General features: G+C 54.6%; 11 protein-coding genes. 9 read left to right on the forward strand and 2 right to left on the reverse strand.

Annotation, left to right across the window (positions count from 1 at the left end; all coding sequences use genetic code 11):
• Positions 1–34: 34 nt before the first annotated feature.
• Together timP and sseA are read right to left on the reverse strand one after the other, a co-directional pair.
• Positions 35–163: a small toxic inner membrane protein TimP gene (timP, locus tag OGX67_RS10885; protein WP_316282185.1), complete on the reverse strand. Its 129-nt coding sequence runs from the start codon at positions 161–163 to the stop codon at positions 35–37.
• A 339-nt stretch (positions 164–502) separates the two neighbouring features.
• Positions 503–1,354, reverse strand: coding sequence for a 3-mercaptopyruvate sulfurtransferase (sseA, locus tag OGX67_RS10890; protein WP_257651553.1), 852 nt, complete (start codon positions 1,352–1,354; stop codon positions 503–505).
• A gap of 206 nt (positions 1,355–1,560) precedes the next feature.
• On the opposite strand from sseA, the gene OGX67_RS10895 reads away from it, so the two are divergent.
• From OGX67_RS10895 to bamB, 9 genes are all read left to right on the forward strand, one after another.
• Positions 1,561–6,495 (forward strand): alpha-2-macroglobulin family protein, encoded by a 4,935-nt coding sequence (locus OGX67_RS10895; RefSeq protein WP_257651552.1) that lies wholly within the window; start codon positions 1,561–1,563, stop codon positions 6,493–6,495.
• On the forward strand, positions 6,496–8,808 hold the full coding sequence (pbpC, locus tag OGX67_RS10900) for a peptidoglycan glycosyltransferase PbpC (RefSeq protein WP_257651551.1): 2,313 nt from the start codon (positions 6,496–6,498) through the stop codon (positions 8,806–8,808).
• A 148-nt stretch (positions 8,809–8,956) separates the two neighbouring features.
• The gene (gene ndk, locus OGX67_RS10905) at positions 8,957–9,388 is read left to right on the forward strand and encodes a nucleoside-diphosphate kinase (RefSeq protein ID WP_003037710.1); all 432 of its coding nucleotides are present in this window, start codon (positions 8,957–8,959) and stop codon (positions 9,386–9,388) included.
• Between the two features lie 290 nt (positions 9,389–9,678).
• Positions 9,679–10,845: a dual-specificity RNA methyltransferase RlmN gene (rlmN, locus tag OGX67_RS10910; protein WP_257651550.1), complete on the forward strand. Its 1,167-nt coding sequence runs from the start codon at positions 9,679–9,681 to the stop codon at positions 10,843–10,845.
• 284 nt (positions 10,846–11,129) lie between these two features.
• The gene (gene rodZ, locus OGX67_RS10915) at positions 11,130–12,122 is read left to right on the forward strand and encodes a cytoskeleton protein RodZ (protein ID WP_032937882.1); all 993 of its coding nucleotides are present in this window, start codon (positions 11,130–11,132) and stop codon (positions 12,120–12,122) included.
• Between the two features lie 26 nt (positions 12,123–12,148).
• A complete protein-coding gene (gene ispG, locus OGX67_RS10920; protein WP_003037720.1) occupies positions 12,149–13,267 on the forward strand; it encodes a flavodoxin-dependent (E)-4-hydroxy-3-methylbut-2-enyl-diphosphate synthase in 1,119 nt (372 codons plus the stop codon).
• Between the two features lie 110 nt (positions 13,268–13,377).
• Positions 13,378–14,652: a histidine--tRNA ligase gene (hisS, locus tag OGX67_RS10925; protein ID WP_257651549.1), complete on the forward strand. Its 1,275-nt coding sequence runs from the start codon at positions 13,378–13,380 to the stop codon at positions 14,650–14,652.
• Between the two features lie 13 nt (positions 14,653–14,665).
• Positions 14,666–15,286, forward strand: a complete 621-nt coding sequence (locus OGX67_RS10930) for a YfgM family protein (protein ID WP_003037727.1) — start codon at positions 14,666–14,668, stop codon at positions 15,284–15,286.
• Between the two features lie 10 nt (positions 15,287–15,296).
• On the forward strand, positions 15,297–16,475 hold the full coding sequence (bamB, locus tag OGX67_RS10935; protein WP_003037730.1) for an outer membrane protein assembly factor BamB: 1,179 nt from the start codon (positions 15,297–15,299) through the stop codon (positions 16,473–16,475).
• The last annotated feature ends 34 nt before the right edge of the window (positions 16,476–16,509 follow it).

A 16,509-nucleotide genomic window follows, 5' to 3' on the forward strand; every position in this document is an offset into this window, starting at 1 on the left:
GAAGGAAAGCCGCCCCGAAAGGCGGCTACCTGGCTTACTTGCTCTGGGCGCTGAACGTCACGCGTGCAGAATTACCTGAGTAACTCCGATCACCGTGAAGACACAATGCACCAGATACAACAAGCACGATACAGAAGTATCGTATCTTCATTGCGCGGTCCATGCGGAGACCGCATCACGACAGCACCACTGGCGATAATGCCGTGATAGCAAGCACTGATGTACGCTTGCATATACGGCCATGGGACATCCTTTCCTGAAACCAGTGCCCGCTTGCGAGGCGGCGAAAAGGGCCGGAAAAGATAATACCTCAAATAGTGAATAGTTTCGCCGCTAATTAACTTGACATTCACTCCCTTAAAAGGGACTATTTGCCCACTGATGTACGCTTGCATTGCTATGGTGACATAGCCTGCTGGAAAGGCCGCGAACCGGACCAGCACAAAAAAACCGCTCATTTGAGCGGTTTTTTTGTGGACGAAAAAGATGAATAAATCAGATTTTATTTAGCCTCAGATGGTTCTACCGGTAAATCGTTACGCGCTCCCCACTCGCTCCATGCGCCGTCATACAATGCGACGTTAGAAACGCCCAGCGTGGCAAGTGCCAGCACCACCACGGCAGCCGTTACGCCGGAGCCGCAGCTGGCGATAATCGGGCGGTCAAAGCTCACGCCGTGGCTGAAGAAAATAGCATCCAGTTCGTCGGTAGTTTTCAGCTCGCCGTCACGAACCAATTCTGTCCACGGTACGTTAAGCGCACCGGGCACATGACCACGCTTCAGGCCAGGGCGAGGTTCGTCAACTTCTGCGTTAAAACGCGCAGCCGGACGGGCATCGACGATCTGCGCCGTTTTTTCATGACTGGCCAGCAGTACATCGGTAACGCGCACTACTGCGTCAGGCGTATAGGCCACGTTAAATTCACCTTCAGGTAAATCCTCATCGCCTTCCTTGAGCATTAGATCATCGCGCTTCCAGCCTGCCAGACCGCCCGCCAGAATGGAGACATTTTCGACGCCAAATGTCCGCAGCATCCACCATGCGCGTGGCGCGGAAAACAGATTACCGTCATCGTAGATAACCAGATGCTTATCTTGATCAACGCCCAGTTCGCGCATCGCAACGGCAAAAGCTTCCGGGCGCGGCATCATATGCGGTAGCGGTGAGGTATGATCGGAAAGCGCTTCAATATCAAAAAAGACTGCGCCAGGAATATGGCCCGCACGATACTCCTCGCCAACATCGCGATCTTCCTGTCCTGGAGGTGCCATCCGGGCATCAAGAATTTGTATTTCCGGGTCGTCAATGTGTTCGGCAAGCCAGTCGGCAGCGACAAAGAAGGCGGTGGTCATAGGCATCTCCATTTTTACCAGGTTTTGGCAAATTGTCGGATGTTTACCGTAAAGCGACAAGTAAAACAGGCTGATTTGTCAGGTGAATCCACATTAATCACTAAAATTAAGACAACGTTGTTCAGTTACTGACTTCCACCGCCGGAAATCTGACGCATAATAGTTGTTCTACGTAGCTAACGGGCCACTACGGCCAGGGATGAAAAATGAAACATTTACGCGTAGCGGCCTGCATGCTGATGCTGGCACTGGTCGGGTGCGATAATAATAACGAAAAATCACCGACGGCTGCGAAGCCTGATGCGCCTGCGCCACAGACAGCGCCAGCAAAAGATAAGGCTCAATTACAAAAACTGATGCAGCAAAGCCAGGGCAAGTCGCTAACGTTGCTGGATGCCTCAGAGGTCCAGCTCGACGGTGCGGCAACGCTCGTGTTGACCTTCTCCATTCCCCTCGATCCGGAACAAGATTTTTCCCGCGTCGTGCACGTTGTTGATAAAAAAAGCGGCAAAGTGGATGGTGCCTGGGAGCTGGCGCCAAATCTGAAAGAGCTACGCTTACGCCATCTGGAACCTAACCGGGAACTGGTTGTTACCATTGAGCGTGATTTGCTGGCGCTGAATAAAGCGACGTTCGCTATTGATTATGAAAAAAACATTACCACTCGCGACGTCCAGCCAAGCGTAGGGTTTGCCAGTCGCGGCTCGCTGCTGCCGGGAAAAGTGATTGAAGGGCTGCCGGTGATGGCCCTTAACGTTAATAGCGTAGATGTGAACTTCTTTCGCGTGAAGCCTGAGTCGCTCGGTGCGTTTGTCAGCCAGTGGGAATACCGCAATTCGTTGACTAACTGGGAATCTGACAATCTGCTGAAAATGGCGGAACTGGTGTATACCGGACGCTTTGACCTCAATCCTGCGCGCAACACCCGTGAGAAGCTGCTGTTGCCGCTGAGCGATATCAAGCCGTTGCAGCAAGCAGGTGTTTACATCGCGGTGATGAATCAGGCTGGACAATACAACTACAGTAATGCCGCTACGCTGTTCACGCTCAGCGATATTGGTGTGTCTGTACACCGTTACCATAATCAACTGGATGTCTTTACGCAGAGTCTGGAAAACGGCGCCGCGCAGCAGGGGATTGAGGTCACGTTACTCAATGAAAAAGGACAGACGTTGGCGCAGGCTACCAGCGACGCTCAGGGTCATGTCAAACTGGAGACTGATAAAGACGCGGCTTTATTGCTGGCACGCAAAGACGGGCAAACCACGCTGCTGGATCTGAAGCTCCCGGCGTTGGATCTGGCTGAATTTGATATTGCCGGTGCGCCGGGATACAGCAAGCAGTTCTTTATGTTCGGCCCACGCGATCTCTATCGTCCTGGCGAAACGGTGATCCTCAACGGATTACTGCGTGACAGCGATGGCAAAACGTTGCCCGACCAGCCGGTGAAGCTGGAGGTCGTGAAGCCCGACGGACAAGTGTTACGCTCGGTGGTTAGCCAGCCGGAGAACGGTCTGTACCGCTTTAGCTGGCCGCTGGACACCAACGCGCCAACGGGTATGTGGCATATTCGGGCTAATACCGGTGATAACCAGTCGCGGATGTGGGATTTCCACGTCGAAGATTTTATGCCTGAGCGGATGGCGCTCAATCTCTCCGCCAATAAGATCCCGGTGGCACCAACTGATGACGTGAAGTTTTCGGTAGTGGGCTACTACCTGTACGGCGCGCCCGCTAACGGCAATGCTCTGCAAGGGCTGCTTTTCCTGCGCCCGCTGCGCGAAGCGGTGCAGGCATTGCCGGGGTTCCAGTTTGGTAATATTGCCGAAGAAAATCTTTCCCGCAGCCTCGATGAAGTTCAGCTCACGCTGGATGACCACGGACGCGGCGAAGTGACCACCAACAGCCAGTGGCAGGAGACGCATTCCCCGTTACAGGTGGTTTTGCAAGCCAGTCTGCTGGAGTCGGGGGGCCGTCCGGTGACGCGTCGGGCTGAGCAAGCCATCTGGCCTGCGGATACGCTGCCGGGCATTCGTCCGCAGTTTGCAGCGAAAGCCGTCTATGACTACCGCACCGATACTACCGTGAATCAGCCTATCGTTGATGAAAACAGCAACGCCGCTTTCGACATTGTGTATGCCGATGCGCAAGGCGAGAAAAAAGCGGTGTCCGGTTTGCAGGTGCGTTTGATCCGCGAGCGACGAGATTATTACTGGAACTGGTCTGAAGGCGAGGGCTGGCAATCACAGTTCGATCAAAAGGATCTGGTTGAAGGTGAGCAGACTCTGGATCTTAAGGCCGATGAAACCGGTAAAGTCAGCTTCCCGGTTGAGTGGGGCGCCTATCGTCTGGAAGTGAAAGCTCCGAATGATGCGGTGAGCAGCGTACGCTTCTGGGCCGGTTATAGCTGGCAGGATAACAGCGACGGCAGTGGGGCTGTGCGTCCCGATCGCGTGACGCTGAAACTGGACAAACCCAGCTATCGTCCCGGTGATACCATGAAGCTGCACGTTGCCGCTCCCGCTGCTGGCAAAGGTTATGCGATGGTGGAATCCAGCGAAGGCCCGTTGTGGTGGCAAGAAATAGACGTACCGGCGGATGGTCTCGATATCTCCATCCCAATCGATAAAACCTGGAATCGCCACGATTTGTATCTTAGTGCGCTGGTGGTTCGTCCTGGCGACAAGTCCCGTTCGGCAACGCCAAAACGGGCGGTCGGGTTACTGCATTTACCGTTAGGTGACGAAAACCGTCGTCTGGCGCTGGCGCTGGAAAACCCGGCGAAAATACGTCCAAACCAGCCGTTGACCGTCAAGATTAAAGCCAGCGTCAAAAATGGCGACGTACCAAAACAGGTTAACGTGCTGGTCTCTGCCGTTGATAGCGGGGTGCTGAATATTACCGATTACGCCACGCCGGATCCGTGGCAGGCGTTTTTCGGGCAAAAACGCTATGGCGCGGATATTTATGATATTTACGGCCAGGTGATCGAAGGGCAAGGACGCCTGGCGGCGCTGCGCTTTGGTGGTGATGGCGATGAATTAAAACGCGGCGGTAAGCCACCGGTTAATCACGTCAATATCGTGGCGCAACAGGCGCTGCCGGTCACGCTTAACGAGCAGGGCGAAGGTACGGTGACGTTACCTATCGGTGATTTCAACGGCGAGCTGCGGGTAATGGCGCAGGCCTGGACGACGGATGACTTTGGCAGCAGCGAAAGCAAAGTGATTGTCGCCGCGCCAGTAATTGCTGAACTGAATATGCCGCGTTTTCTGGCGGGAGGCGATACCTCGCGCCTGACGCTGGACGTGACCAACCTGACTGACAAACCGCAAACGCTGAATATTAAACTCGCGGCCAATGGTTTACTGGAGCTGATGGGGCAAGATCCCGCGCCGGTAAATCTGGCGCCAGGCGTAAGGACTACGCTGTTTATTCCGGTGCGCGCGCGGGAGGGTTTTGGCGATGGCGAAATTCAGGCAGAAATTAGCGGTCTGACTTTACCAGGTGAAACGCTGCCTGTTCAGCATAAACAGTGGAAGATTGGCGTGCGTCCGGCGTTCCCGGCGCAAACCGTTAATAACGGTGTCGCACTTCAGCCGGGCGCGACCTGGCAGCTTCCGGGCGAAGAACTGACCAATTTCTCCCCTGTGACGATGCAGGGGCAACTGCTGTTCAGCGGTAAGCCGCCGCTAAACCTGGCGCGCTATATCCGCGAGCTGAAAGCGTACCCTTACGGTTGTCTGGAGCAAACGGCGAGCGGGTTGTTCCCATCCTTATACACCAACGCTGCGCAATTGAAGGCGTTAGGTATTGTGGGCGACAGTGATGAAAAACGTCGTGCGGCAGTTGATATTGGGATTTCCCGTTTAGTGCAGATGCAGCGTGATAACGGCGGTTTTGCGCTGTGGGATAAAAACGGGTCGGAAGAGTACTGGCTGACCGCGTATGTCATGGATTTCCTCGTCCGGGCAAATGAACAGGGCTACAGTGTCCCGGTAGAGGTGATTAACCGGGGCAACGAGCGGCTACTGCGCTATTTGCAGGATCCGGGCATGATGTCGATTCGCTATACCGATGACTCTTCAGCAAGCCGGTTTGCCGTACAAGCCTACGCCGCGTTGGTTCTGGCACATCAGCAAAAAGCTCCGCTTGGCGCATTGCGTGAGATCTGGGAGCGTCGTGCGCAAGCAGCCTCTGGTTTACCGCTGTTACAACTGGGGATCGCGCTGAAAAATATGGGCGATGCCAACCGCAGTGAACAGGCGTTGACGCTGGCCCTGAATACACCGCGCCGCGATACGCAACAGTGGATGGCGGATTACGGCAGTGCCTTACGGGATAACGCGTTGATGCTGGCCTTGCTCGAAGAGAACAAGATCAAACCTGACGTGCAGAATACGCTGCTGAACACGTTGTCAGAACAGGCCTTTGGACAGCGCTGGCTCTCGACTCAGGAAAATAATGCGTTGTTCCTTGCCGCGCGTACGTTACAGGATTTGCCTGGTACGTGGCAGGCGCAAACGTCACTCTCGGAACAATCATTAGAAGGGGATAAATCGCTAACCCGCAATCTGGATGCCGATGCGCTGTCTACGCTGAGCGTCACCAATACCGGTAATCTACCGCTGTGGTTGCGTCTGGATGTGAGTGGTTATCCACAAACCGCACCGACGCCTGCCAGCAACGTTCTGCATATTGAGCGGCAAATCCTGGGAACTGACGGAAATAGCAAATCGCTGGATTCGCTGCGTAGCGGCGAACTGGTGCTGGTCTGGCTGGAGGTAAAAGCCAGCCAGAACGTGCCGGATGCGCTGGTGGTCGATTTACTGCCAGCAGGACTGGAACTGGAAAACCAGAATCTGGCCAACGGCAGCGCCAGCCTGCAGGATAGCGGCAGCGAAGTGGCGAATCTGCTTAATCAGATGCAGCAGGCAGATATCCAGCACGTTGAGTTCCGTGACGATCGCTTTGTCGCCGCGGTGGCGGTCAACGAAGGACAGCCAGTTACGCTGGTGTATCTGGCGCGGGCGGTAACGCCGGGGACCTACCAGGTTCCTGTCCCGCAGGTGGAATCAATGTATGTTCCGCAGTGGCGCGCGACCGGTGCGACAGAGGGACTTTTGATTGTCAGACCGTAAATGATACGCGGGTTGGGTAAACGCGGCTGCTGGCTCTGGCTGGCAGCCGTTGCACTATTGTTTGTGGCGGCGGTTTGGGCGGCAGATAAAATCTGGCCGCTGCCGCTGCACGAAGTCGATCCGGCGCGGGTCGTGGTGGCTCATGATGGTACGCCGCTGTGGCGCTTCGCCGATGCGGATGGTATCTGGCGGTATCCGGTAACGATTGATGAGGTGTCGCCCCGCTACCTTGAGGCGTTAATTAACTACGAAGACCGCTGGTTCTGGAAGCATCCCGGCGTCAATCCGTTTTCAGTACTGCGCGCGGCATGGCAAGACCTCTCCTCTGGGCGTGTGGTTTCTGGCGGCAGTACGCTCACCATGCAAGTCGCACGATTACTCGATCCCCATCCGCGAACCTTTGGCGGCAAGTTTCGCCAACTCTGGCGCGCATTGCAGCTGGAATGGCATCTCTCCAAACGCGACATACTGACACTGTATCTCAACCGCGCGCCGTTTGGCGGTACGCTGCAGGGCGTGGGGGCGGCAAGCTGGGCTTATCTTGGTAAATCACCCGCGCAATTGAGTTACTCCGATGCCGCGCTGCTGGCTGTTTTGCCACAGGCGCCGAGCCGTCTGCGTCCGGATCGCTGGCCGGACCGTGCTGAAGCGGCGCGTAATAAAGTGCTCGAACGTATGGCGACCCAGGGCATTTGGCCTGCCAGACAGGTGCAGGAGTCGAGTGAAGAACCGGTCTGGCTGGCGCCCCGGCAAATGCCGCAGTTAGCACCGTTATTCTCGCGCATGATGCTGGGAAAAAGCCGAAGCGATAAAATCGTGACTACCCTTGATGCCGGATTGCAGCGTCAACTGGAAGAGCTGGCACAAAACTGGAAGGGGCGCTTACCTGCGCGCAGTTCGCTGGCGATGATCGTGGTCGATCACACCGATATGAGCGTGCGTGGCTGGGTGGGGTCGGTAGATATGAATGACGACTCTCGTTTTGGTCATGTGGATATGGTGAATGCGATCCGTTCGCCTGGCTCGGTGCTGAAGCCGTTTGTTTATGGCCTGGCGCTGGATGACGGACTCATTCATCCCGCTTCGTTATTGCAGGATGTCCCGCGGCGAACCGGGGACTATCGACCGGGGAATTTTGACAGCGGTTTTCATGGCCCGGTGAGCATGAGCGAAGCGCTGGTGCGCTCGCTGAATTTACCCGCCGTGCAGGTACTCGAAGCCTATGGCCCGAAGCGTTTTGCCGCATCGTTACGTAACGTCGGCTTACCGCTGTATCTGCCCGCAGGGGCTGCGCCGAATCTGTCGCTGATTTTAGGTGGCGCGGGGGCAAGGCTGGAAGATATGGCCGCAGCGTACAGCGCCTTTGCCCGCCAGGGAAAAGCGGGAAAACTGCGTCTGCAGCCGGGTGATCCACTACTGGAACGTCCGTTGATGTCGGCGGGCGCGGCGTGGATTATTCGCCGCATTATGGCTGACGAAGCGCAACCGCTGCCGGATAACGCGCTGAGCAGAGTGGTCCCTCTGGCGTGGAAAACGGGCACCAGCTATGGCTATCGCGATGCCTGGGCGATTGGCGTTAATGCGCGTTATGTGATCGGTATCTGGACCGGCAGGCCCGATGGTACGCCAGTGGTGGGTCAGTTTGGTTTCGCCAGTGCCGTGCCGTTGCTCAATCAGGTCAACAATCTTTTGCTCTCTCGCGGGACAAATCAGCCGGAAGATCCACGCCCTGAATCCGTGAGTCGTGGTGTGGTGTGCTGGCCGGGCGGGCAATCTCTTGCCCCCGGTGACAGCAACTGCCGTCGCCGTCTGGCAACCTGGTTACTGGATGGCAGTCAGCCGCCAACGTTATTATTGCCCGAGCAGGAAGGGGTTAATGGCATTCGTTTTCCTGTCTGGCTGGATGATGATGGCAAACGTGTGGCGGCGGATTGCCCGCAGGCGCACGAGCAAACGTTAATCGTTTGGCCGTTGCCGCTGGAGCCATGGCTACCGGAATCAGAACGTCGTGGGGCGAGATTACCGCCAGTTTCTGCCACATGTCCGCCGCTGGGACAAGACGCTTCGCAGCCGTTGCAGTTGACAGGCATTCGTGATGGCGCGATTGTGAAGCGTTTACCCGGTTCTGCTCAAGCCTCATTGCCGGTGCAAACCAGCGGTGGGAGCGGTGAACGCTGGTGGTTTCTTAACGGTGAAAGGCTGGATGAACGCGGACGTCGTCTTACGCTACTGCTGGCGACTAAAGGGGATTATCAACTGCTGGTGATGGATGATGCAGGCCAGGTAGCGACGGTGAGATTTTCGATGCAGTAGACCAGTTGGTGACTGTTTGTTGCTAAAATTCATCTTATTTTAAAGAAATGTTACCTTCGTCAATAGTCAATTGCCGGGATGCTCTTTATAATCCGCGCCAGGTCGTACATCTATATAGACAACAACAGAACACATTACAGAGGTTATCATGGCTATTGAACGTACTTTTTCCATCATCAAACCAAACGCGGTGGCAAAAAACGTTATTGGGAGCATCTTTGCGCGCTTTGAAGCAGCAGGGTTCAAAATCGTCGGGACTAAAATGCTGCACCTGACCGTTGAGCAGGCGCGTGGTTTCTATGCTGAGCACGATGGCAAACCGTTCTTTGACGGTCTGGTTGAATTCATGACCTCCGGTCCGATCGTTGTTTCTGTTCTGGAAAGCGAAAATGCCGTACAGCGTCATCGCGATCTGCTGGGCGCAACCAACCCGGCGAATGCGCTGGCCGGTACTCTGCGTGCAGACTATGCTGACAGCTTCACCGAGAACGGTACTCACGGTTCCGACTCCGTTGAGTCAGCGGCGCGCGAAATCGCCTATTTCTTTGGTGAAGGTGAGGTTTGCCCGCGCACTCGCTAATCTCCCGCGTCTTTCACGTCGCAGATGCGTTGGCTGCATTCGTTTACCCCGGTCACATAGTTTTCTATGCTCCCGGGGATGCTTGAACTTGCCGCCTTCCTGCGACGCGAAATCCTTTGGAGATGAATTAGCGATTTACATATTATTTTCGCTAATGCTTCGTGCAAACGTGGCATCCCTGCGCCAGACTTTGTACAATGCAACGCCCCGGAAGAGCAGATCGCTTGCCGGGGCGTTTCTTTTTAACCCTCCACGGGCCACAACGTGTAACAACGAGGCCGGAAAAAATTATGTCTGAATTAGTTAACACCTCTGAAGTCGTCATTCCTGCGGTTCCAAATAAAAATGGAAAAATTAACCTGCTGGATCTGAACCGTCAGCAAATGCGCGAATTCTTCAAAGAGATGGGCGAAAAACCGTTTCGTGCCGATCAGGTCATGAAGTGGATGTACCACTATTGCAGCGACAACTTTGATGACATGACTGACATCAATAAGGTGCTGCGTAACAAGCTGAAAGAAGTGGCTGAAATTCGCGCCCCGGAAGTGGTGGAAGAGCAGCGTTCTTCTGACGGTACGATCAAATGGGCTATCGCGGTTGGCGATCAGCGCGTTGAAACGGTGTATATCCCTGAAGACGATCGTGCGACCCTGTGTGTTTCTTCACAGGTCGGTTGCGCATTAGAGTGTAAATTCTGCTCTACGGCGCAACAGGGCTTTAACCGTAACCTGCGGGTATCGGAGATCATTGGTCAGGTCTGGCGCGCGGCGAAAATCGTCGGCGCGGTCAAAGCAACGGGCGTGCGTCCTATCACCAACGTGGTGATGATGGGGATGGGTGAGCCGCTGCTCAACCTGACCAACGTGGTGCCGGCGATGGAAATCATGCTGGATGACTTCGGTTTTGGGTTGTCCAAGCGTCGCGTCACGCTCTCCACCTCGGGCGTTGTCCCTGCGCTGGATAAGCTGGGTGAAATGATTGACGTCGCGCTGGCGATTTCTCTGCATGCGCCGAACGATGAAATTCGTGACGAAATTGTACCGATCAACAAAAAGTACAATATCGAAACATTCCTTGGCGCGGTTCGTCGTTATCTGGAGAAATCCAACGCTAACCAGGGCCGTGTGACCATTGAGTATGTGATGTTAGATCACATCAATGATGGCACTGAACACGCGCATCAGCTGGCAGAACTGCTGAAAGATACGCCGTGTAAGATCAACCTGATCCCGTGGAACCCGTTCCCGGGCGCGCCGTATGGCCGTAGTTCTAACAGCCGTATCGATCGTTTCTCCAAAGTGTTGATGAGCTATGGTTTCACCACCATTGTGCGTAAAACACGTGGCGATGACATCGATGCAGCCTGTGGTCAGTTGGCGGGCGACGTTATCGACCGTACCAAGCGTACTTTGCGTAAGCGTATGCAGGGCGACGCTATCGACATTAAGACCGTTTGATGTTGGCGCACTACGGTATAATTCTTGTACCGTAGTGCAACGTAAGCCATATGAGGTTTTTTGTTGTCGTCGTCAGGTCAATAATAACGGTGCGTTTTTGTCGACTTTAAGGCAGTATGTAACGGCGTAACAAGTGTTTAGCCCTCAGGTTTACGCCGTTTTGTCATTGATAGTCTGACCGTTTTATACTGTCTGACGAAGGTTAACTGACCAGATGTTTCGCGGTGTGGGTGAGCATTGTGGCTCGCCGGCATCAGAACCCAAATATTACGCAGCTGTAGCGAATGAATACTGAAGCCACGCACGACAAAAATGAAACACTATCCACCGGCATTCGTCTGCGCAATGCCCGTGAACAACTCGGATTCAGCCAGCAGGCAGTCGCGGAGCGACTTTGCCTGAAGGTCTCCACGGTACGCGATATTGAAGAAGATAAGGCGCCAGCCGATCTCGCTTCAACATTCCTGCGCGGGTATATCCGTTCTTATGCGCGTCTGGTGCATATTCCTGAAGAAGAACTGTTGCCAGGGCTGGAAAAACAGGCTCCGATTCGTCCTGCCAAAGTCGCACCGATGCAGAGCTTCTCGCTCGGTAAGCGTCGTAAGAAACGCGACGGCTGGTTAATGACCTTTACCTGGCTGGTACTGTTTGTCGTTGTCGGACTGACTGGGGCCTGGTGGTGGCAGAACCATAAAGCGCAGCAGGAAGAGATCACCACCATGGCCGATCAATCCTCCGCTGAGTTGAATGCCGGTAAAGAGGGTGCGCAGAATGTACCGTTAGATACCAGCGCTGCAGCAAGCCCGGATACCACGTCGGCTGCTGAAAATGGCGCGGTAACGGATTCAGCGCCAGTGCAACAAGATACCGCAGCGGCTCAGGCCCCGGCTGCTGATGCGCAACAAAACGCCGTCGTTGCCCCTTCTCAGGCTAACGTCGATACTGCAACCGCAGCGCCAGCTACCGCGGCACCGCTGCCGACCGATCAGGCAGGTGTGACTACACCTGCAGCCGATCCTAACGCGCTGGTGATGAACTTTACCGCCGATTGCTGGCTGGAAGTCACCGATGCGACCGGTAAAAAACTGTTCAGCGGGATGCAGCGTAAAGATGGCAATCTGAATTTGACCGGTCAGGCACCGTACAAACTGAAGATTGGTGCTCCGGCGGCAGTGCAGATTCAGTTCCAGGGTAAACCTGTCGATCTGAGTCGTTTTATCAGAACTAACCAGGTTGCGCGTCTGACCGTTAATGCCGAACAATCACCGGCTCAGTAACAGACGGCAATGCGGGAGATTTTTTAATGCATAACCAGGCTCCAATTCAACGTAGAAAATCGACACGCATTTACGTTGGGAACGTGCCGATCGGCGATGGTGCGCCCATCGCCGTACAGTCTATGACTAATACGCGTACCACGGACGTGGAAGCGACGGTTAATCAGATTAAAGCGCTGGAACGCGTAGGCGCTGACATTGTTCGTGTCTCTGTACCGACAATGGATGCCGCAGAAGCGTTCAAGCTTATCAAACAGCAGGTTAACGTCCCGCTGGTTGCCGATATACACTTCGACTATCGTATCGCACTGAAGGTGGCGGAATACGGCGTTGATTGCCTGCGTATTAACCCAGGTAATATCGGCAGTGAAGAGCGTATTCGCATGGTGGTGGATTGCGCTCGTGATAAAAATATTCCTATCCGTATCGGCGTCAACGCCGGATCGCTGGAGAAAGATCTGCAGGAAAAATACGGTGAACCGACGCCTCAGGCGCTGCTGGAATCCGCTATGCGCCACGTGGATCACCTCGATCGTCTGAACTTCGATCAATTCAAAGTTAGTGTTAAAGCGTCTGACGTTTTCCTCGCCGTAGAATCCTATCGCCTGCTGGCGAAACAGATCGATCAACCGCTGCATCTGGGGATCACCGAAGCTGGTGGCCTGCGTAGTGGTTCGGTGAAGTCCGCGATCGGCCTTGGCCTGCTGTTATCTGAAGGGATCGGCGATACGCTGCGTGTTTCTCTGGCGGCCGATCCGGTGGAAGAGATCAAAGTTGGATTCGATATCCTGAAATCGTTGCGCATTCGCGCGCGCGGGATCAACTTCATCGCTTGCCCAACCTGTTCGCGTCAGGAGTTTGACGTTATCGGTACGGTTAACGCGCTGGAGCAACGCCTGGAGGATATCATTACGCCAATGGACGTTTCGATCATCGGCTGCGTAGTAAACGGCCCTGGTGAAGCGCTGGTTTCTACGCTGGGCGTGACGGGTGGTAACAAGAAAAGCGGCCTGTATGAAGACGGCGTGCGTAAGGACAGACTCGATAACGACGACATGATTACGCAGCTTGAAGCCCGCATTCGTGCCAAAGCAAGTATTCTGGACGAAGCGCGTCGTATCGACGTGCAGCAGCTTGAAAAATAACAACGTGATGGGAAGCGGCATGCTTCCCGTGTATGATTGAACCCGCATGGCGCCCGCATTGTTCGGGTTAGCGCTGAGGGTTCATTTTTATATTCATAAAGAGAATAAACGTGGCAAAAAACATTCAAGCCATTCGCGGCATGAACGATTATCTGCCTGGCGAAACCGCCATCTGGCAGCGCATTGAAGGCACTCTTAAAAACGTGCTCGGCAGCTACGGTTACAGTGAAATCCGCTTGCCGATTGTAGAGCAGACCCCGTTATTCAAACGCGCGATCGGTGAAGTCACCGACGTGGTTGAAAAAGAGATGTATACCTTTGAGGACCGTAATGGCGACAGTCTGACGTTGCGTCCTGAAGGGACTGCGGGCTGCGTACGCGCCGGCATCGAACATGGTCTCCTGTACAATCAGGAACAGCGTATGTGGTATATCGGGCCGATGTTCCGCCACGAACGTCCGCAGAAAGGACGCTATCGTCAATTCCATCAGTTGGGTGTCGAAGTGTTTGGCCTGCAAGGCCCGGACATCGATGCGGAACTGATTATGCTGACCGCTCGCTGGTGGCGCGCGCTGGGTATTTCTCAGCATGTCAGCCTGGAGCTGAACTCAATCGGTTCGCTTGAAGCCCGCGCTAACTACCGTGATGCGCTGGTTGCCTACCTGGAACTGCACAAAGAGAAACTGGACGAAGACTGCAAGCGCCGTATGTACACCAACCCGCTGCGCGTTCTCGACTCCAAAAACCCGGAAGTACAGGCGCTGCTCAACGACGCGCCTGCACTGGGCGACTATCTGGATGACGACTCGCGCGAGCACTTCGCGGGTTTGTGCAAACTGCTGGAGTCCGCAGGCATTGCCTACACCGTCAATCAGCGTCTGGTTCGTGGTCTTGATTACTACAACCGCACCGTATTTGAGTGGGTCACCAGCAGCCTGGGCTCTCAGGGTACCGTGTGTGCCGGTGGTCGTTACGACGGTCTGGTAGAGCAACTTGGCGGTCGTGCAACGCCTGCCGTGGGCTTTGCTATGGGTCTGGAACGACTTGTTTTGTTAGTTCAGGCAGTTAATCCGGAATTTAACGCAGATCCTGTTGTCGATATATACCTGGTCGCTTCAGGGGCGGACACGCAGTCGGCAGCAATGACGCTTGCAGAACGTCTGCGCGATGAAGTTCCTGGTGTGAAACTGATGACAAACCACGGTGGCGGCAACTTTAAGAAACAGTTTGCCCGTGCCGATAAGTGGGGCGCCCGCGTTGCACTGGTACTGGGCGAGTCCGAAGTGGCTGACGGTACTGTTGTAGTGAAGGATTTGCGCTCTGGTGAGCAAACGGCAGTAGCGCAGGATAGCGTTGCCGCGCATTTGCGCACTTTACTGGGCTAAGGAGAAGGACAGCGTGGAAATTTACGAGAACGAACACGACCAGGTTGATGCGGTAAAACGCTTCTTTGCTGAAAACGGCAAGGCGCTGGCTGTTGGGATCATTTTAGGGGTTGGCGCGCTGGTTGGTTGGCGTTACTGGACCAGCCATCAGACGGAGTCCGCACGCTCTGCTTCTCTGGCGTATCAAAATACGGTGACTGCGGTTAGCGCGGGTAAACCGGACAGCATTCCTGCCGCTGAGAAATTTGCTGCAGAGAATAAAAATACCTATGGCGCGCTGGCTTCACTGGAACTGGCGCAGCAGTTTGTTGACCAAAATGAACTTGAGAAAGCCGCAAGCCAGCTGCAACAAGGCTTGGCTGCGACCAGCGATGAAAATCTCAAAGCAGTGATCAACCTGCGTCTGGCTCGTGTTCAGGTTCAGCTTAAACAGGCTGATACCGCGCTGAAAACACTCGAAACCATTAAAGGTGAAGGGTGGGCGGCCATTGTTGCCGATCTGCGTGGTGAAGCGTTGCTGAGTAAAGGCGACAAACAAGGTGCGCGTAGCGCATGGGAAGCGGGTGTGAAAAGCGATGCCTCTCCTGCTCTGAGCGAAATGATGCAGATGAAAATCAATAATTTGTCCATCTGAGAGGGACCCGATGCAATTGCGTAAATTACTTCTGCCAGGGCTGCTTTCCGTTACCCTATTGAGCGGCTGTTCACTGTTTAGTGGCGAAGAAGATGTCGTTAAGATGTCCCCATTACCGGTGGTTGAAAACCAGTTTACTCCGTCTACGGAATGGAGCACCTCTGTAGGAAACGGTATTGGTGATTTCTATTCCAATCTTCATCCTGCGCTGGCGGATAACGTTGTCTATGCTGCCTCTCGCGCCGGTGTAGTGAAAGCGTTGAACGCAGGCGACGGCAAAGAAGTCTGGTCTGTGAATCTGGGAGAGAAAGACGGCTGGTTCTCCCGTGCATCTGCACAGCTTTCTGGCGGTGTCACCGTGTCCGGCGGTCATGTTTATATCGGCAGTGAAAAAGCACAGGTTTATGCGCTGAACACCAGTGACGGTACTACCGCATGGCAGACGAAAGTCGCTGGTGAAGCGCTGTCTCGTCCTGTTGTGAGCGATGGCGTGGTATTGATCCACACCAGCAACGGTCAGTTGCAGGCCTTAAACGAAGCCGACGGCGCCATCAAATGGACCGTTAACCTCGACATGCCTTCTCTGTCTCTGCGTGGCGAATCCGCTCCGGCAACCGCCTTTGGCGCAGCTATTGTTGGCGGTGATAACGGTCGCGTAAGCGCCGTGCTGATGCAACAGGGCCAGATGATTTGGCAGCAGCGTATCTCTCAGGCGACAGGCCCAACGGAAATCGATCGTCTGAGCGACGTTGATACCACGCCGGTTATCGTCAATGGCGTTGTTTACGCGCTGGCTTATAATGGTAACCTGACGGCGTTGGATCTGCGCAGTGGTCAGATCATGTGGAAACGCGAACTGGGCTCGGTGAATGATTTCATCGTCGACGGTAACCGTATCTACCTGGTTGACCAGAATGACCGCGTGCTGGCACTGACCACCGATGGCGGCGTGACGCTGTGGACGCAAAGCGATCTGCTGCACCGTCTGCTGACGTCCCCGGTATTGTATAACGGCAATCTGGTCGTCGGTGATAGCGAAGGCTACCTGCACTGGATTAACGTTGACGATGGCCGTTTTGTTGCCCAGCAGAAAGTTGACAGCTCAGGTTTCCTGACCGAGCCGGTCTCTGCTGATGGTAAACTGCTGATCCAGGCGAAAGACGGTACGCTGTACTCTATTACGCGTTAATCGTCGCGGCCGCTCGCTTTGAAAAACGGCTCCT

Source organism: Citrobacter sp. Cf118, assembly GCF_030334095.1.
Taxonomy (GTDB): domain Bacteria; phylum Pseudomonadota; class Gammaproteobacteria; order Enterobacterales; family Enterobacteriaceae; genus Citrobacter; species Citrobacter freundii.